The sequence below is a fragment of the Catenulispora acidiphila DSM 44928 genome (assembly GCF_000024025.1).
GTDB lineage: Bacteria > Actinomycetota > Actinomycetes > Streptomycetales > Catenulisporaceae > Catenulispora > Catenulispora acidiphila.
Genome location: NC_013131.1, coordinates 6697881 through 6716572 on the forward strand (window position 1 = coordinate 6697881; position 18692 = coordinate 6716572).

14 protein-coding genes are annotated in these 18692 nt (G+C 70.7%); 7 read left to right on the forward strand and 7 right to left on the reverse strand.

Features of this window, described 5'->3' with window-relative positions:
* Positions 1-55: 55 nt before the first annotated feature.
* Both CACI_RS28720 and CACI_RS46170 read right to left on the reverse strand, forming a co-directional pair.
* Positions 56-595, reverse strand: coding sequence for a helix-turn-helix domain-containing protein (locus CACI_RS28720; RefSeq protein ID WP_015794384.1), 540 nt, complete (start codon positions 593-595; stop codon positions 56-58).
* A gap of 277 nt (positions 596-872) precedes the next feature.
* On the reverse strand, positions 873-2570 hold the full coding sequence (locus CACI_RS46170) for a serine/threonine-protein kinase (RefSeq protein WP_015794385.1): 1698 nt from the start codon (positions 2568-2570) through the stop codon (positions 873-875).
* Positions 2571-2726: 156 nt separating this feature from the next.
* On the opposite strand from CACI_RS46170, the gene CACI_RS28730 reads away from it, so the two are divergent.
* Positions 2727-4100: a S41 family peptidase gene (locus CACI_RS28730; RefSeq protein ID WP_085953871.1), complete on the forward strand. Its 1374-nt coding sequence runs from the start codon at positions 2727-2729 to the stop codon at positions 4098-4100.
* 53 nt (positions 4101-4153) lie between these two features.
* Positions 4154-5107 carry an EamA family transporter gene (locus CACI_RS28735; RefSeq protein WP_190276643.1) on the forward strand — a complete coding sequence of 318 codons (954 nt, stop codon included), beginning with the start codon at positions 4154-4156 and terminating at the stop codon, positions 5105-5107.
* Here the strand turns inward: CACI_RS28735 and CACI_RS28740 are convergent.
* Positions 5104-5676 carry a TetR/AcrR family transcriptional regulator gene (locus tag CACI_RS28740; protein WP_015794388.1) on the reverse strand — a complete coding sequence of 191 codons (573 nt, stop codon included), beginning with the start codon at positions 5674-5676 and terminating at the stop codon, positions 5104-5106. The genes CACI_RS28735 and CACI_RS28740 overlap by 4 nt on opposite strands.
* Before the next feature lie 57 nt (positions 5677-5733).
* Here CACI_RS28740 and CACI_RS28745 point away from each other — a divergent pair, with 57 nt between their 5' ends.
* Entirely contained in the window at positions 5734-6135 is a 402-nt protein-coding gene (locus tag CACI_RS28745; RefSeq protein WP_015794389.1) for a nuclear transport factor 2 family protein, read from the forward strand.
* A gap of 147 nt (positions 6136-6282) precedes the next feature.
* The gene (locus CACI_RS28750; RefSeq protein ID WP_015794390.1) at positions 6283-7572 is read left to right on the forward strand and encodes a tellurite resistance/C4-dicarboxylate transporter family protein; all 1290 of its coding nucleotides are present in this window, start codon (positions 6283-6285) and stop codon (positions 7570-7572) included.
* On the opposite strand, the gene CACI_RS28755 is transcribed toward CACI_RS28750, so the two are convergent.
* The 3 genes from CACI_RS28755 to CACI_RS51515 all read right to left on the reverse strand — a co-directional run bounded on the left by CACI_RS28755 (position 7557) and on the right by CACI_RS51515 (position 13036).
* A complete protein-coding gene (locus CACI_RS28755) occupies positions 7557-9458 on the reverse strand; it encodes a chloride channel protein (protein WP_015794391.1) in 1902 nt (633 codons plus the stop codon). The two genes, CACI_RS28750 and CACI_RS28755, sit on opposite strands and share 16 nt — an antisense overlap.
* 234 nt (positions 9459-9692) lie before the next feature.
* Entirely contained in the window at positions 9693-12689 is a 2997-nt protein-coding gene (locus CACI_RS28760; RefSeq protein WP_015794392.1) for a cell wall-binding repeat-containing protein, read from the reverse strand.
* A 170-nt stretch (positions 12690-12859) separates the two neighbouring features.
* Positions 12860-13036, reverse strand: coding sequence for a hypothetical protein (locus tag CACI_RS51515; RefSeq protein WP_190276644.1), 177 nt, complete (start codon positions 13034-13036; stop codon positions 12860-12862).
* Positions 13037-13054: 18 nt separating this feature from the next.
* On the opposite strand from CACI_RS51515, the gene CACI_RS28765 reads away from it, so the two are divergent.
* Together CACI_RS28765 and CACI_RS28770 are read left to right on the forward strand one after the other, a co-directional pair.
* Positions 13055-14383, forward strand: a complete 1329-nt coding sequence (locus CACI_RS28765) for a YhgE/Pip domain-containing protein (protein WP_015794393.1) — start codon at positions 13055-13057, stop codon at positions 14381-14383.
* A gap of 162 nt (positions 14384-14545) precedes the next feature.
* Positions 14546-16360, forward strand: coding sequence for an ABC transporter ATP-binding protein (locus CACI_RS28770; RefSeq protein WP_143765426.1), 1815 nt, complete (start codon positions 14546-14548; stop codon positions 16358-16360).
* On the opposite strand, the gene CACI_RS50340 is transcribed toward CACI_RS28770, so the two are convergent.
* Positions 16335-16784 carry a hypothetical protein gene (locus CACI_RS50340; protein WP_015794395.1) on the reverse strand — a complete coding sequence of 150 codons (450 nt, stop codon included), beginning with the start codon at positions 16782-16784 and terminating at the stop codon, positions 16335-16337. The genes CACI_RS28770 and CACI_RS50340 overlap by 26 nt on opposite strands.
* Positions 16785-17142: 358 nt before the next feature.
* On the opposite strand from CACI_RS50340, the gene CACI_RS28780 reads away from it, so the two are divergent.
* Positions 17143-18684, forward strand: coding sequence for an ABC transporter ATP-binding protein (locus CACI_RS28780; RefSeq protein ID WP_190276645.1), 1542 nt, complete (start codon positions 17143-17145; stop codon positions 18682-18684).
* Positions 18685-18692 lie beyond the last annotated feature (8 nt).

Sequence of the window (18692 nt, forward strand, 5' to 3'; positions counted from 1 at the left end):
ATGTATGGGCTTTTCGATACGCCGACGATAGGTGCTGCTCCGCGCGCAGCAGGCTTCAGCGGGCTGTGCGCTCGTAGTGGGCGCGCGCGTCGGCGGTCTTGAACGTCCCGTAGACGCGCAGAACCTCGGCGAGCGCCGGGTATTCGGCGTCCAGCAGGCGTGCGGCGCCGTCGAGGTCGGAGGCGGAGGCCACGGCGCGCAGCACGCCTTGCACCGCCGCCACCGGGTCGCCGACGCTCGGCGCGGACGGCGTGGCGGTGTGCGCGATCGCCACGCTGCTGCTGGCGGTGGGTGCCTCGTGCACGAGGCGGGCCAGCTCTGTGGAGCGCGCGGTCGGCGGCAGGACGACGAAGGCCGGGTCGGCGGCCATCTGCTCGACGATGGCGAGGCGGGCCAGCACCGCCGGGTTGCTGATCTTGGCGCGGACGCCGTTCATCAGCTGGGAGATCATCGGCGCGGACAGGCCGAGGACGTCGGCGAGCTGGGCTTGGGAGAGGGTCAGCCGGTCCAGGAGGCGGCGGAAGCGGTCGCCCAGCGGCTCGCCGTACCACTCGGTCTGCAGGGCTCTGTTGCGCACGACAGCATCGTCGTTCACGGCGTCTCCTTCCCCGCGGCCACCGCGTTCCCCCGGCGGGCTTGACGGGTGGTTCGCACCCGCGCTAATTTGCAACTGCAATCGCTGCCCATCGACTGCAAAGGGAGGTTCGCCGATGTCCGCACGACACCGATTCTCGCATGCACACGCCGAATTGCAAACGCATCAGCCCCAGCACCGCCCCCGCGCAGCCGCCGGGGCACACCGCACCTGACACCGGCCGGCGGCGCACGGCCCACCTGGATCCTGCGGGGGTATCGAGGAAGCCGCACGCCGCTCAGTGCCAGGCAGTCACGGCCCAGCCGACCGCACCCGCCACCGCGACCACGGCGATCACCGCGACCAGCACCGTGACCAGCCGCCAGCGCCGCCGGGAAACCGGTGGCGCTGTGGCGTTGACGGGGATGAGGCGCAGGCGCACGCGGTCGATGGCGGGCTCAGGGCTGTGACTCGGGCCGAGGCCGGAGTTCGCGCCGGAGGCCGACGGCGGATACCGGACGCCGAACGCGTTGTCGGTGGCGGGCATCCGAGGCGGCGGCCTTCTGGCGGATTCGGTGCCGTGCAAGGGGATTCGAGGCTGTCCGTAGGCAGGTGGGCTGGCAGCGCCCGGGGAGGGCATGGATGCCGCGCCCGGCGACCAAAACCGCTCCCCACCGCCGATCGGCCGGTCGACCCGCGCTGTGCTCTGAGGATCGATCCGCGAAGGACCCTCAGGCGCGAGCCGCACCGTGGCCTCCGGATCGAACCGCACAGCGGCACCGGAATCGATCCACACCGTGGCGTCAGGATCAATCCGCGCCCTGGCCTCAGATTCGGCCCGCGAAGCAGCACCAGGCTTTACCCACACCGTCGCCTCAGGATCAACCCGCGATGCAGCCTCCGGCTCGCCCCGAACCGTGGCCTCATGCACGACCGGCACACCAGCCTCGTGCTCGACCCGCGATACAGCAGTCTCCGGCTCGACCCGCAATACAGCAGTCTCCGGCTCGCCCCGCAATGCCGCCCTCGGCGTGATCCGCATCGTCGCCCCGAGATCGATCACCATCGTGGCGGCCACGGCGTCCTCCCCCATCGATGCCATCGATCCCATCGATCCCATCGACGGCATCGTTGCCAGCGTGACCGTCTCCGCCTCGGCGATCGGGCCGGTCGGTCCCCATCCCGGCGGCAGTGGTCCGATCTGCTCGAACACCTCGACCGGTTCGTCGCTCCCCGGCATCGGCGCGGGCGTTTCCAGTGGCCAGCCCTCGAGGATCTGCGCCAGGCGCTCCAGGGCCTCGGCCGCGGATCCGGGACGGCGTGCCGGTTCCGGTGCCGTCAGGGCGGCGAGGACTTCGACCAGCGGTCCGCCGGCGCTGATCGCCTCCGCTCCCACCATCTCCAGCCCGACGAGCCCGGCCGCGTACAGGTCCTGCGCGACGCCCTGGTCGCCGCGCTCCAGCGACTCCGGCGCCAGGTAGGCGCGCGTGCCGACCACCTTGAACGTGCCGGTGATGCGCGGCTGGTCCGGTGTCAGCACCAGGCCGAAGTCCGCCAGGCGCGCGTGCGGCGCCCCGGTGCCGGTCGACTCCAGGAGCAGGTTCGCCGGCTTGACGTCGCGGTGGACGAGCCCGGCGCCGTGCACGTGCTCCAGCGCGACCAGGAGCTGCCACAGCACCTCGGCGCTGTAGCGCGGCGGCAGAACCCCGAGGTCGCGCAGCAGCACGGCGAGCGATCCGCCGCATACCAGCGGCATCGCCAGCAGCACCTGCTCATCGTCAGCGACCCATGCGTACGGCGTCACCACATGCGGGTGTTCCAGCCGGACCGCCTGTTCGAAGACCGCGCGCACCAGCGTCGCAGCCTCCGGATGCCGGATCACCTTGGCGGCGCAATAGGCGCCGGCCTTGCGGTCGAAGGCCCGCCACACCTCCCCGGCACCGCCGGAGCCGATGCTGTCGATCAGGACGTAGCGTCCCGCGACGACCTCGAACACCTTGCCCCCTCGCCACCAGCACCCACCGCCGTCACCCCGGTGTGCTCAAGCTTAGGTCAACCGCGCTACCTACCGGGCACGCACCGTGCTGCCCGGGTACCGAAGACGGGGGACAGCCCGGTGCCATCTCGCCTTAGCGAGGACAAGCATTGACGCGTGACGAAATACACGAGTCTGACAATGGCGGCGGTGCTGGCGACGTCCGTCGTGGCCGCGACCGCCGTACCGGCGTCGGCATCGGGGGCGGGTAGCAGCACGGACCACCGGCTCGACGGCGTCTGGCGCACCGACGGCTACAGCAGCGTCCTGCGCATCACCGGCGGCACCTTCGAGCTCTACGACACCACAGCGATCAGCTGCATCCGCGACACCACCGACGACGGCGACGGCAGTGTCTCGACCTTCACTCCCGGCGCGGACCCGAACCACGCGCTCTGGCACATCGACGCGAACGTCAACGCCCGCAAGCTGATCCGCCTGCCGTCCCTACCTCCGGCGTGCACAACTCCGACCCCCGCCACGCCGATCGAGACCTTCGACGTGTTCTGGCGGACCTTCGCAGAGAACTACCCGTTCTTCGCCCAGCGCGGCATCGACTGGAACCAGGTCTACGCCACCTACCGGCCGCAGGTCACCGCGTCGACCACGAACGCGCAGCTCCGCGACATCTTCGCCGCCATGATCACACCGCTGCACGACGCGCACGTCGGACTCGTCGCCGACGGAACCCCGGTCTTCTCCCCCAAGCCCGGCACGCAGGTCCCCGACGGCGACCTCGACGCCCGAGCGCTGGCCCTGGTCCAGCACGCCGACCTGTCGACCGCCACCTCCGCCCTCCAGACCTGGTGCCAGGGCCGCGTCGCCTTCACCACGCTGCCGGGCGGCGTCGGCTACCTGCGCGTCTCGGACTTCACCGGCTTCACCTCGGACGACACCTCGGCCGCCAACGCCGCCGCGTTCAGCGCCGCGCTCGACGCCGTCTTCACCCCCGACCGCACCGCCGGCCCGAACCGCCTGCACGGCCTCGTCCTGGACCTGCGGATCAACGGCGGCGGCGACGATCCGCTCGGCCTGATGCTGGCCTCGCGGCTCACCGGCCACACCTTCTTCGCCTACGCCAAGCAGACCCGCGACGACCCGACCGACCCGGACCGCTTCACCGTGCCGCAGCCGTTCCTGGTCCACCCCTCGACGACGCCGCACTACACCGGCCCGCTCTCGATCCTGGCCGGCGGCTCCACGTTCAGCGCCGGCGAGGCGGCCACGCAGGCGTTGCTCAACCGCTCCCCGCGCCCGGCGCTCGTCGGCGACAACACCCAGGGTGTCTTCTCCGACATCCTGGATCGACAGTTGCCCAACGGCTGGATGTTCGGGTTGCCGGACGAGGAGTACCTGACGCTGTCAGGGCGTACCTACGACATCGCCGGCATCCCGCCGGACGTCAAGGTACCGACATTCACGCCCGAGCAGTTCGCCGACGGCACGGACCCGGCGTTCCAGGTAGCACTGCAATCCCTCGGCAGGCGTTGAGACTCGGCCGTTAATCACGCGACGCGCGCGAGCCGATCATGCACAATCCACCAATGGCCACCCCGAGCGTCGAGACGACCGAGCACAGCACGTCCGGTGCCGGTGCCCGTGCCGGTTCCGGCCCGACCGCGATGGCCAGCCGGGCGCTCGGCGCGATCCCGCCGACGATGCTGGTGCTGCTGGACATCCTCAGCGCTCAGCTGGGTTCGGCGCTCGCCAAGCACCTGTTCGGCGCCGTCGGCAGCTTCGGGGCGGTGGCGCTGCGGCTGTTCTTCGCCTCGACGGTTTTGTTGCTCTTCTGGCGTCCGTCGCTGCGCCTGGAGCGCCGGACCTGGATGGTGGTGCTCGGCTACGGCATCGTCCTGGGCTCGATGAACCTGTGCTTCTACCAGTCGCTGGCACGCATCCCACTGGGCGTCGCGGTGACCACCGAGTTCCTGGGACCGCTGGCGGTGGCCGCGGCCGGGTCGCGGCGGTGGCTAGACGCGCTGTGGGCGCTGCTCGCCGGGGGCGGAGTGCTGCTGCTGACGGAAGGGGGCGGCGCGCTGGACCTCGTCGGCGTTCTGTTCGCCCTCGCGGCGGGCACGTTCTGGGGTCTCTACATCCTCATGGGCGCCGCCCTCGGACGCCACACCACCGAAGGCGACGGTCTGGCGCTGGGCATGGCCGTCGCGGCGCTGATGACCGTGCCGTTCGGCGTCGCCGAGAGCGGCACGGCGGTGCTGCGGCCGTGGGTGCTGCTGTTGGGACTCGGCGTTGCGCTGTTGTCCTCGGTGCTGCCCTACACACTGGATCTGGAGGCGCTGCGCAAGATGCCGCCGCGTGTGTTCGGGATTCTGATGAGCCTGGAGCCGGCGGTGGCGGCGCTCATCGGGCTGGTCGTGCTCGGGGAGTCGCTGGGGTGGTCGCAGTGGCTCGCGATTCTGTTCGTGGTCGCGGCGTCGGTCGGGGCGACCCGTGGCACGCAGTCGAGCGAAGTAACTACGAGCCCTGAAATGGTCGGCTAGGCGCCCGAGTGGCGTGCGAAGCCATAGCGCATCATCCGCAGCAGCCTTCGCGCGTGCTCGGGTCCGTTGCTCGCGATGGCTGCCGCAGAGGTCAGCGCCAGCAGTTCTTCAGCGCTCACATCGGGACTCACAGCCTCGGCTTCGCGAGCTCGGTCGTATAAGTCCCCTGCGACCTTGCGCATCGCCTCGTGCCAGGTGTCGAACAGCTGCGTCCGGCGCTCGGTGTTGTGCTCCGTGCCGGCCAGTGCCAGCGCGCGCTTGGTCGCGACGTGGACCACGAAGCTGTCCAGCCACGCGAACAGCGCCTCCCCCGCAGCTTCCGTCTCCCTGAGGGCAGCGCCACGCAGGCACAGCTCCGCGACCTCGTCGGCGTACACCGCCACGATCAGGTCGGCGCGGGTCGGGAAGTTGCGGTAGAGGGTCGCGTTGCCGACGCCGGCCCGCCGCGCGATTTCGTCGAGCGCGACGTCGGACCCTTGTTCGTCGAAGAGCTCCTTCGCCGCCGCGACCAGCGCCTGCACGTTGCGGGCAGCATCGGCGCGCAGCGGGCGCCGCGCTGGGGAATCCACGATCGGTCGACATCCTCTGTTGCTAAGTGGGGAATTCCCCACATAGTCTAGCCCGCCATGACGCTCTCCTGGCAAGACCACGTCGCCATCAACGAACTGCTCGCCCTGCACGGCCACCTGTGCGACACCGGCGCCCTCGACCGCCTCGACGAGGTGTTCACCGACGACATCGCCTACGACGTCACCGACTTCGGCTTCGGCGTCCTGCGCGGCCTGGCCGCCAACCGCGACGCGGCACTGGCCCTCGGCGAGGGCAACCCCGTCGGCCACCACATCACGAACGTGATCCTCACCGAGCAGGCGCCAGGCCGCGTCCACGCACGCTCCAAAGGCATCGGCATCACCACCGACGGCACCTGCGGCAGCGCGACCTACGACGACACCGTGGTCCACGGAGAGAAGGGATGGCGTATCAGCGAACGGATCGTGCGCGCACGCCGGGTCCCCCTCCACGGCTGACGTGCAACGCCGGTCCCCCGAACGGACACGCCGGCAGGGGCAGGAGGCACGGGAGGGGCTAGCGTCCGCAGTGGCTGCGGTGGGATGTGTAGTGGCTGCGGTGGGTTGAGCAGGGCAGTTGCTGCGGATGGAAGGCGGTGACCGGCGGTGATCTCCCGATCCTCCAGACCCGAGCAGGCCTTGAACGCGCGCACAAAAAGGCCGACCGACTCCGACAGCCCAGCCGAAGCACACGGTTCGGCCAGCCCGACCACCGCCTCCGCCGCGACCAGCCCAGACCGGGTCAGCAGGCCACCCGACACATCCGACCCGACTGGCGCGACCGGCTCAAGCAGCCCAACCACCGCCTCCGCCGCGAGCAGCCCGGCCAGCCCCGGCAACTCGGCCGGCGCAACCGCCGCCTCCACTGCTGCCAGCCCGACCCCCACCCCGGCCTCCACCTCCACCAACCCCCTCGCCAACGTCCTCTCCTGGTTCGCCGCCCAACCCCCCGCCGCGGGGTCCGCCGTCATGGCGACCGGCATCGTGTCGATCGGGCTGCGGCAGGTGGGTGCGCAGGTGCTGTCGGTGGTGGCGCTCGTGTTGGCGGTGCTGCTGTGGCTGGCGCTCGCTGATGACTTCGGGCGGCGGCTGGTGTGGCAGCGGGGGCGGTGGGTGTCCGAGGCGCAGACGCCGCCGGCGTTGACCGCGGTGGCGGCGACGACGGTGCTCGGGGTGCGGTTCACGCTGGCCGGGTGGTTGGCCGTGGCGGTGGGGCTGCTTGTGGTCGCGGCGGTTTTGTGGCCGTTGCTGTTGTGGGCGGTGGTGCGGCGTCTGCGGCCGCATATGCCGGGTGCGGTGTTCCTCATCTGCGTGGCGACGCAGGGGTTGGTGGCGCTGGGTGCGGCGCTGGCGGTCGCGTTGCCGGCGCGGTGGTTGCTCGGGCCGGCGTTGGTGCTGTTCGTGTTCGGGCTCGTGTTGTACGTCGACGCGCTGGCGCACTTCGACTTCGGTGCCGTGCGGAGCGGCGCCGGGGATCACTGGGTCGCCGGCGGTGCGCTGGCGATCTCGGCGCTGGCGAACGCGAAGCTCACCGAAGCCGAAGGCGGGTCCGGCGGGTTGCACAGCACGTTGCGCGTCACCGCGCTCGTCCTGCTCGCCTTGGCGTGGGTGTGGTACGCGGTCCTCGCCGCATCGGAAATCCGCTGGCCGCGCCTGCGCTACGACGTCCGGCGCTGGGCGACGATCTTCCCCATGGGCATGACCGGCGCGGCGACCGACGAGGTGGCGAAGGCGAGCGGCTGGACGTGGCTCACGACCCCGGGCCACGTCCTGGTGTGGATCGCGGCCGCGGCGTGGCTCGTCGTCTTCGCGGGTCTGCTCAGGGAAGCCGCGAAGACGACGAGCCAGTCCGGGGCAAGCCAGTCCGGGACAAGCCAGCCTCACCCGCCGACCTGAACATCCTCCCGATCACGCCGCCACACGAGCATCCGCTCGCGTTGCGACTCCTCGTGATGGTCGATCCGCCGCGCGTGCAGCAGCTGCCGCAGGCTCAGAACATACGGCGGCTCATGGGGATCGGCGGTCACCACGACCCGCGTCACCGAATGATGCGCCATCCGGTTGGCCACGGTCCGCAACGTCTCCGCCGGCTGCGCGGCGATCGCGGGCCGCGCCGTCTCCGACAACGGCGTCAGGTCCCCCACATCAGCCGCCAGCAGCTGCGCACGCGTGACCACGCCCGCCAACTCGCCGTCGGAATGCAGCACCGGGTACAGGCGCTGAATCGCCAACTCACCATCAGGCAGCGACGCACGAATCGCCGCACTGGCCTGACCTGTGCTCTGCGCAGCCGCGAACGACGTCGCCGGCTCCGCGGTGAGCCCGCCCACCAGATGGACTTCCAGCGGATCCACCGAGTACTCGCGCGTCAGATGCAGCCCGCGCCGAGCAAGCTTCTCGGTCAGCACCGAACGCTTCAGGAACACCACCGAGACCAGATACGCGGTACCGGCGGTGACGATCATCGGCAGTATCGCGTTGACCTCATGCGTCAGCTCCAAGCAGAACACGATGCCGGTCAACGGCGAGCGCATCACACCACCGAGCACGCCAGCCAAGGACACCAAAGCCCAGAAACCGGGGCTGACGCTCGGGAAAATCATCGCCTCGGCCGCCCCGAGAGCACCGCCGACCATGAACATCGGCGCGAGCACGCCGCCGGACGTCCCGGACCCCAGCGACAGTCCCCAAATCAGGGTCTTGACCACCAGAATCCCGACAATCAGACCGGTCGTGGCGCGCCCGGTGAGCAGCGAGTCGATGACGTCGTACCCGACGCCGAGGGCGTGCGGCTCGATCAGGCCGCCGACGCCGACGATCGCCCCGCCGATGGCCGGCCACCACATCCAGTGGATCGGCAGCTTGGCGAAGGAGTCCTCGGAGAAGTACACCAGCGCCGTGGCGCCGATCGCCAGCAGTCCGGCGACCACGCCGGCCACCAGGCACAGCGGGTAGTCGTAGAAGGCCAGGTGGGCCGGGACGTGCGCACCGCCGAACAGCGGTCCGTAGCCCAGCATCGGTCCGCGCACGATCGTCGCGGTGACGGCTGCCGCCGCCACGGGTATCAGGGAACGGGGACGCCACTCGAACAGCAGCAGCTCCACCGCGAGCACGACCGCGGCCAGCGGCGTGTTGAAGGTGGCGGCCATGCCGGCGGCGGATCCGGCGACCAGCAGCGTCTTGCGCTCGTCGGTCGTGACGTGCAGGACCTGCGCGAGCAGCGAGCCGATCGCGCCGCCGGTCATGATGATCGGGCCCTCGGCGCCGAAGGGACCGCCGGTGCCGATCGAGACCGCGGCCGACAGCGGCTTGAGCACCGCCACGCGCGGCTGGACCTTGCTGCCGCCGATCAGGATCGCCTCGATGGCCTCCGGCATGCCGTGGCCGCGGATCTTGTCGCTGCCGTAGCGGGCCATCAGGCCGACGACCAGACCGCCGACGACCGGCAGGATCGGGATCAGCCAGCGGTGCGGGGTGTCGGCGGGACTGGCCGAGTGCAGGGTGAACTGGGCGTAGAAGCAGATGTTCGTCACCAGGGTGATCAGCTTCAGCAGCGCGTAGGCGGCCAGGGCGCCGCAGACGCCGATCGGCACGGCGACCGCGGTGATCACCACGACGCGCGGCGGGACGTGGAAGTCGCCGAGGTGCGCGATGGCGTGGCCAGGATGCTTGAGCTTGGCCGCCTTGGAACTCTTGGCCGCCTTGGAACTCTTGGCTGTCTTGGAACTCGTGGAGATCTTGGCGGTCTTGGAAGGGGCGGGGGAAACAGGCGATGTCGGCACGCGGGCAGGCTCCGTGGTCGGCAGGGTCGGGCGGGATTCCACCCCAAAGCAACGATTGCATTATGCAATAGTTTTACTGGGGGTAGCAATGTGACGCCCATCTCGTGGCCCGGGGCACGATCGGAGAACGACTCAGGGGTCGCCCGTGCTACGGACGACCCCTGAATCCCTTGCCACACAACGCTTCGCGGAAGACCTACCGCATCGCGCGGCGCCTACCGCATCGCAGAGCGCTTACGACTCGACGCGACCGCCGACCGCCTTGGCGACCTGCTGCTCGACGCCGTCGGAGACCGCCACCCGGCCGCCGAACAGCTCGATCGAGCCGCCCGCCAGCGCCTGGCTGAAGCCGTGCAGCACCGCCGCGGTGCTGGCCGGCAGCGCCGTCGGCTGGGTGAGCAGCAGCGGGCTGTGCGCCGCGGCCAGCATCGCCGCGCCGGTCAGGGCGTCGGCGAACTGGGTGCCGGTGGCCACGCCGACGGTCTTCGGCGCGCTGAACCGCCCGGCCACCATCGCACCGGTCGCGAAGCGGTCCGTGCCGCCGAACTGGGCGCTGGCGTCGCGGTTCTTCAGACCGGCGTCGGCCACGGTGGCCTGGACGCCGACCGCCGCCACCGCGTGCGCGCCGGCCACGTAGCTCGCCACCGCCGGCGGCAGCTTGCGGTTGTCGGTCAGCAGGATCGCCGCCGGGCCGCCGGTGGGACCGCCGTAGACCGCCGAGAACGGCGCGGCGGTCAGGGCGTCGGCGAAGTCGTCGCCGGTCGCCAGGATCACGTTGCCGGTCGGGTTGCCCAGCTGCTCGGCGATCGCCAGCGAGGTGGCGAAGCGGTCCGAGCCGGAGACCCGGGAGACCTGCGCGCCGGGCAGGCCGAGACCGGCGACCACCTTGTCGGAGACCGCGTTCACGCCGCCCAGGACGTAGACCTTGCCGCCGGGCGCCAGGACCCGGTGGATCTCGGCGACCACGGCCGGGTCGACGGTCTTCGACGGGGTCAGCAGCAGCGGGCCGCCGAGCTTGGTGGCCAGCGGCGCGCCGGACAGCGCGTCGGGGAACGTCTCGCCGGTGGCCAGGACCACGGCCGAGGCCGAGCCCGCCTTCGGGAAGGAGGACTGCGAGACGCTGATCGCGGTGCCGTAGCGGTCGCCGCCGGCGATCCGCTTGACGACCGGCGCGTTCGGCGAGCCGGGGTTGGTCGGCGGCGCCGGCGGCTGCAGCGGCGTGACCGTGGCGACCTTCGCCAGGTAGTCGTCCGCCGGGGAGCCCAGGCCGGTGGCGTCGTCGTAACCCGCGGCGGCGACCAGCGAGGTGTCCTGGCCGGCGTGGTACATCGTGCCGCGGGTCGGGTCGGCGGTCGAGACGTGGATACCCTCGATCACCTGCGGCTGGCCCGCCGGGTGCGCGGTGACGTCGTGGAACGCCGAGCCGCCGTTCAGCGCGTACAGCGACGGGTTCGCGAAGCCCAGCGCGTGGCCCGCGGCCTGCTTGGCGTCGGCCTGCAGCGCGGAGAACTCCGGCGCGGCCACCGAGGTGCCGCCGTAGCCGCCCTCACTGTAGGTGGCGCCGCTGGTCATGCCGACCAGCACCGAGGTCGCCAGCGCGCCGTTCATCGCCACGTCCGGGACGGTGCGCATCGCGCGGGTGCTGTCGTGCCCGCCGTTGGCCAGCGCGCTCGGCACGATACCGGCCTGGTAGAAGGGCTGCGCGATGTCCTCGGAGGTACCGCCGCCGCCGCCGAAGTAGAACGAGAACGGGACGGTCGCCCGTCCGGCCGGCGGCTGCCAGTTGGGGGCGCCCTGCGCGGCGACGCCGACATGGTCGCCCATCGCGGCTTCCCAGGCGTAGCCGCCCTGCGCGTTGGTGGCCATCGTGGTGCCGCCGACCGAGGTGACCCAGGCGTCGCTGGTCGGCCACTCGGTCTGCTTGCGCGCCGAGTCGCCGGCGCAGTTGGCGCCGCCGCCGGCGTAGTTCGCCGGGTCGTCGTCGCCGCAGTCGCCGGAGGAGAAGTCGAAGCCGATGCCCTCAGCCGCGCCCTTCTGGAAGATGCGGTCGTAGGCGGCTATCTCCGACGGGTCCAGGTCCTCGCCGTCGGTGGTGTGCATGATCTCGCCCCAGGAGTTGGAGACCACGTCGGCGAGGTGATGATCGACGATGTTCTCCTCGGCGGACATCAGGTCCGCGTCAGTGCAGGAGTTCGCGCCGACATACAGGACGTTGGCGTCCGGCGCGAGGCCGTGCGCCATCTCCACGTCCAGCGACTCCTCGCCGGCCACGTTGTCCTGGCCGCCGCAGGCGTCGATGTTGGTCCACTGAGACGCGTCCTTGATCTCAGAGTACTGACCTGGCGCGAACGGCTTGTCCCCGTGGGCGACCGCGAACTGGTTGGCGTCGCCCTCCATGGTGGCCGAGGCGAACCAGTCCACGACGGCGATGGTCGCGCCCTTGCCGGTCATGCCGGACTTGGTCACGCCGTAGGCGTCGCGCAGCTGCTTCGGGGTGTAGGAGCACGGCAGCAGGGGCGTCGGGCCCGGGTTGACGCCGGCCGGCCACGCGGTGGAGGTGTTCGCGCCCCAGGACGGCGAGCAGCTCTGGTTCGCGGCGTTGGCCGCGTTGACCTTCGCCGAATCGGCGTGCACGCGCACGGCGGCCTGCGACAGGCCCGAGACGCCGGCGACGTAGTCGGCGACGGCGGCCGGGATGACCGCGGAGGAGGACGCGGCGTACTTCACCGAGCCGTCGGTGCCCTGGTAGTCCTTGATCTGCGTGCCGAAGGCGCGCTGCACGGCGGCGGAGTCACCGACCGCGTCGATCCAGTCGCTCTGCACCGCGGAGACCTTCAGCCCGGCGCCGGTCAGCCACTTCTGCACCGCGGCGAGCTGGGCCGGCGTCGCACCGAAGCGCGCCTGGACCTGGGCCGGGGTCAGGTAGTGCTGGTAGTCCGGGCTGCTCGGGTCGGACGCGGCGCGCGCCAGCGCGGCCAGCCCCGCCTGGTCCTGACCGGTCAGGTACACCCGGGTGCTGATCTGCTGCGCGGCCGGCAGGACCCCCCGGTCCTTGTCGGCCGTCGCCCATGCCGGGTGCGCGTCGGTCAGGATCTTGTTCGTGGTGCTGTGGTGCTGCGTGTCGGCCTGCGCGGGCGAGGCGGACGCGGACGCGGCGACAAGCGCGATGGCGACGGGGAAGACCCCCGCCATCACGGCCTGCGCACGCCGCCGCTGAGCGGCGTTGGGCATAGATGGATTCCCTTTCCCCTGTGGTGGCACGCGTCCCGTCGAAGAGGCCGCCACACTGCGGCTTCATGAAATTCTCAGAGACGGCGAACTGATGTTTATCCACTGGGGAACCCGCAGGACAAGATCCGGTGATACACCGTGACCGGTTCGTGTCCTGCGGACCTGTTTGCTCAGGTGTCGACAACGAAGATGTCGACGACGAAGACGACGAACCAGACGCGCGAGCCGAGCACGGCGGCGGACATAAGCCGCACGCCTCCGTATGAGGACTCGTAGACGACGTGCGATCTGCTGCTGGACTTCGCGATGGCCGCTGCCCGTTGAAGTCGTGTCGCGCCCGGTCTCACCTGCGGTGCCGTATTAGCGTGACCACCGTGACCTCCCCGACCGGGCCGACAGCGCCGACCGAGCCGCCGGCACCGCCGCGCACCGCGACCGCCCGCGTGCTCGTCCGCCGCCCGAAGCTGTGGCTGATCCCGGCGGTGCTGGCGACCCTGGTCGCCTTGTTCCTGTCGCTGCTGTACATGGGCGGCATCCTGGATCCGAACGGCAACCTGCACCACCTGCCGATCGCGCTGGTCGACGCCGATACCGGCGCGCCGCCGCCCGGCCAGCCGCAGAACCTGGGCGCGCAGGTGGCGCAGGCGGTGGTCACCGGGGCGCCGACCGGTCAGTTCGACTGGAAGCGGGTCGACCGGGCCGAGGCGCAGGACATGCTGGCGTCCGGCAAGGTCTACGGCGCCTTCGAGATCCCGGCGGACTTCACCGCCTCGGTCGTGGCGCTGACCACCGGGCAGGGCACGGTGCGTCCGACGATCACCGTGCTCACCAACCCCGGCCTGGGCAGCCTGGGCTCCTCGATCGCCTCCCAGGTCACGCAGAACGCGGCACACCAGGCGTCGCTGTCCATCGGCAAGCAGCTCACGGCCTCCCCCGCGACGTCCGCCGCCGACCCGACCACTCGCCTGCTGTTCGCCGACCCGGTCGCGGTGACCACGCAGATCGGCCATCCCATCGGGCGGCACAGCGGTTTGGGCCTGAGCGCCTTCTACTACGCGCTGCTGCTGGTCCTGTCCGGCTTCATCGGCGGCAACCTGATCCACGCCGGCGTGGACACCGCTTTGGGCTACGCCGACAGCGAGATGGGTCCTTGGCACACGCGGCGTCCCACCGTCCCGATCACCCGCACCCAGACGCTGTTGTTGAAAATGCTGATGACCGCCGGCATCGCGCTGCTCACCGTGAGCATGGTGATAGTGGCGTGCATCGTCGCCCTGGGCATGGACGCCACGCACATCCCGCTGCTGTGGATCTTCTCCTACTGCGCGTGCCTGGCGATCGGGCTCGGCGTGCAGGCGATCAACGCGGCGTTCGGCGGCATCGGACAGCTGGTGTCGATGTTCGTGTTCATCGCGCTGGCGCTGCCCTCCTCCGGTGCGACCGTCCCCTTGCAAGCCGCACCACCGCTTTTCCGCTTCCTCGGTACCTTCGAGCCGATGCGCCAGCTCGCCGGCGGCGTGCGCGCCATCATCTATTTCGACGCCCGGGGCGACGCCGGGCTCTCGCGCGCCTGGCTGATGATCGCCGTCGGGGTCGTCGGCGCGCTGGTCTTCGGCTTCGCGATGACCCGTTACTACGACCGCAAGGGGTTGCGGCGGCTCACGCCGCAGCCCATGGCGCCGCAGCAGAGCTGAGACACGTTCGCTGTCGGAAAACACGGTTGCACTGCCGAACGCCCCTCCGTCACGGTGGACCCCGTGCCGAAGCCACCGTCACCGATCCGGCCCGTGCTGTCGCGCCTGTCGCATCCTGTCGCCACGCTCAAGTCTTCGCGCCGCGTTCGTGCGCTGCGCCTTTTGGCGTCTGTCAGTCCGGCTCTGGCGTGGACGGTCGGCGCGTTCGTCGTGGCCGAGGCGGTGTTGCCGAACCTGACGCTGATCGCGATGGGCCGCGCGACCGGCCGCATCCCGGCCGCCGCCCGCGACGGGCTGAGCTCGGGTGCGGGGCACTCGCTGCTGGTCGCACTGGCCGTCGCCGGCGTGTGTTACGGCTTTTCGCTGCTGCGCGGTCCGGCGGAGGACGCGCTGTCCTCGGTGGTGCGGGCGCGGATGGTGGTGACGTTGCAGCGCCGCCTGGTCACGGCGGTCAGCGCGCCGGCGGGCATCGCGCATCTGGAGGACTCCGAGACGCTCGACCGGCTGGCCAACGTGCAGGGCCAGCTGATGAACGCCGCGCCGGCCGACGCGCCGATGACGATCGCCTCGCAGCTCGGCGGGTGGCTGTCCGGGACGATGGCGTGCGTCGTGCTCTCGACGTTCCGGTGGTGGCTGGGGCTGGCGATGTTCGCGGCGTGGATCGCGGTGCGGCGCCCCCTCGGGCAGCTGGTGCGGACCCGGGTGAGCAGCTTCCGCGCCGCCGGCGAGCCGCTGCGCCGCGCCTGGTACCTGTTCGCGCTGGCGACCCGCCCGAACGCGGCGAAGGAGGCGCGGGTCTTCGGCCTCGGCGCCTGGCTGGCCGCCGAACACCGCACGCACTACGTCAGCGGCCTGACTCCCACCTGGCACGAGATGCGCCGCCAGGGCCGGCGAGTGGCGACGGTCGCGGTCGGGGTCTTCGCGGTGTTCGCCCTCAGCGCCGGAACGCTCGGCTGGACCGCGTACCACCACGAGATCGGGCTCGGGACGCTGGCGGTGATGCTGACGATGCTGCCCTCGTCGATGACGGTCGGCACGGTGTCGATGACCGACTTCCAGCTGGAGATGATGCTCACGGCGGTGCCGGACTTGGACGCGCTCACCGACTCGCTGGTGCCGATGGCTGACGCCGTCGACGCGGTCGACGACACCAGCGCCGGGACCAGCGCCGGGACCGTCGATCCGGCGGGGATGCCACGGCGGGACGTCGTCTTCGAGAACGTGGCGTTCCGCTACCCCGGCGGCGAGTCAGACGTCTTCAGCGACCTGAATCTGACGCTGCGCGCAGGGGAATCGACCGCGTTGGTAGGTGTGAACGGCGCGGGCAAGACCACCCTGGTCACCCTGCTGGCGCGCCTGCGCGACCCGAGCCGCGGCCGGATCCTCGTCGACGGCCTGCCACTGAACGACCTCCACGTCCGCGACTGGCAGAAGCAGGTAGCGGTCGTCTACCAGGACTACACGCGCTACCCCCTCACCGCCGAGGAGAACGTCACCCTGAACCTCCTCGGCGGCCCAGTCGACGACGCGGCACTCCGCCAAGCCGCCGAACGCGCCGGCGCCACAGACCTGATCGACAACCTCCCGAACGGCTGGCGCACCATCCTGTCGCCCCAATACGAAGGCGGCACAGACCTATCCGGCGGCCAGTGGCAACGCATCGCCCTAGCCCGCGCCCTCTACGCAATATCCCGCGGCGCAACAGTCCTGATCCTGGACGAGCCCACCGCACAACTCGACGTCCGCGCCGAAGCAGCCTTCTACGACAGATTCCTCGAGATCACCCAAGGCGTCACCAGCATCGTGATCTCCCACCGCTTCTCCACAGTCCGCCGAGCAAACCGCATCGCAGTCCTCGACGCCGGCCACATCACCGAACTAGGCAGCCACACCGAACTCCTAGCCCAAGCAGGCACCTACGCGAACCTGTTCACCACCCAAGCAGCAGCATTCACCGGCGGACGGAAAAGGGCATGAGCAACACGATCCCGACCCCAGCCAACGGCGATGCCGCACACGACGCCGCCACCACAGCGAGCGCCGCCGCCAACGCTCCGGCCGAAGCCACAACCTCCAGCGCCGCCAACAGTTCCGCGCCGAGCACTACCGCCGGCGCTCCGGTCGAAGCCGCGAACCTCGCTGCGCCAGCACCCGCAGATACAGCTGCGACAGACACTGCCGCCGACGCTGCCACCCCGAGCGCCGCGAACAGTTCCGCACCGGGTGCCGCCGCCAACCGCGCGAGCACCACAACCGGCGCCGCGAACGGGTCCGCGCCGAGCACCACCACCACTTCGAGCGCCGCGAGCGATTCCGCGCCAAGCGCCGCCGCCAGGCCCGCGAGCACCACTACTTCTAGCGCCACCCCCACCAGCGCCGCGAACAGTTCCGCGCCGAGCATCACTCCTGGCGCTGCGGCCGAAGCCGCACCCGCATCGGCAGCCGCTCCCGCTCCCGACCCATCGCCCGACTCCCCCGCGCGCACCTTCGAGCCCGCGCGGCGGCGGCTTCGGCGGCGGTTGTTCGGGGTGCTGGTCGGGGCGGGGTTTCGGGCGGCGCCGGGGATGATGGTTGCGGCGACTGTGATGAGTTTGTTGGGGACGGCGGCGTCGGTCAGTTATCCCGTCGGGTATCGGATCATGGTTGATGCTGCGTTGCGGCATGATGCGGGCCGGGTTGTTGTCGGTGTCTGCATTGTCGCTGTGTTGTTCAGTGCGGGGTGGTTGCTGCAGAACTTGGCTGTGGCGCAGAGCTCGCCGTTGACCGACACCGTGAACGTCTACCATGGCGAGCGCATTGCCATGCTGGTCAACGATATTCCTGGCCTGCATCACTATGAGGACCCTGAAGTGCTGCGTGAGGTGGAGCAGCTGCGGGATGGTCGGCGTGGGTTGGCTGCGGCGCCTCGGCAGATCACCGGGATGGTCTCCAATGCGATCCGCATCGGGACCATTGCCGTCCTGCTGGCGACCGTCTATCTGCCGGTGCTGCTGGTGCCGCTGGCGGCTGTGGCGCCGGCGATGGCTAATCGGCGGGCGTCGAAGATTGCCAAGAAGAACGAGACTGAGCTGGCGGATGATCGTCGGCTGCTCGGCGATCTGTTCGTCATCACCACGTCCGCTGATACGGCCAAGGAGCTGCGTACCTACGGTGTCACCGAGGATCTGGCGGTGCGCCACCACCAGCTCGGTGACGCGGTGCGCAAGTCGGCGGTCGGTGCGGCGTTGCGCGGGGCGGCGTGGGAGGCCGCGGGGTGGCTGTTCTACGCGGCGTTCTTCATCGCGGCGATCGTCGTCCTGGTGCTGCGCGCGACGCACGGCCAGGTGTCGCCGGGGCAGATCGTCATGGTCGTCAGCCTGCTGCGACGGGTGCAGACCCAGTTGTCCTCGGCTTCGGACACCGCCGGCAGCCTGGCGAACTCCATCCGCAACGCCAAGCGCATGCTCTGGCTGCAGGACTACGCGCAGACCCAGATCCCCACCGGAACCCTAGAGGCACCGCGCACCCTCACCGAGGGCATCCGCCTGGACCACACCGCCTTCGCCTACCCGAACTCCACCAAGCAGGTCCTGCACGACCTCCTCCTGGACCTCCCCGCCGGCTCCACCGTCGCCCTCGTCGGCGAGAACGGCGCGGGCAAGACCACCCTCGTCAAGCTCCTCACCGGCATGTACGCCCCCAGCGACGGCAGGGTCCTGATCGACGGCACCGACCTCGCCGACCTGGACCTGACCTCCTGGCGCGGCCGCGTCACCGCGACGTTCCAGGACTTCGTCCGCTTCCAGACCCCCGCCGCCCAAGCCGTCGGCCTCGGCGACCTGCCGCGCATCGACGACGAAGCCGCGCTGGCCGCAGCCGTCGAGCGCGCCGAGGCCACCCCGGTCGTCGCGAAGCTGCCCGACGGCCTGAACACCCAGCTGGGCCGCTACTTCCCCGGCGGCCGCGAGCTGTCCGGCGGCCAGTGGCAGCGCATCGCCCTGGCACGCGGCCAGATGCGCGAGCAGCCCCTGCTGACCGTCCTCGACGAGCCGACCGCGGCACTGGACGCCGTGACCGAAGCGGCAGTCTTCGACCGGCACGTACGCATCGCCGCCGAACGCCGCGAACAAGGCGCGATCACGCTGTTCGTCTCGCACCGTTTCTCCACGGTCCGCGCAGCGGATCTGATCGTGGTCCTCGAAGGCGGCCGCGTCGTCGAGACCGGCAGCCACGAGGACCTCATGGCTGCCGACGGGCACTACGCGCAGCTGTACACGTTGCAGGCGCGCGCATATCTCGACGAGGCGGACGGCACCAAGTAGCGGCGCAG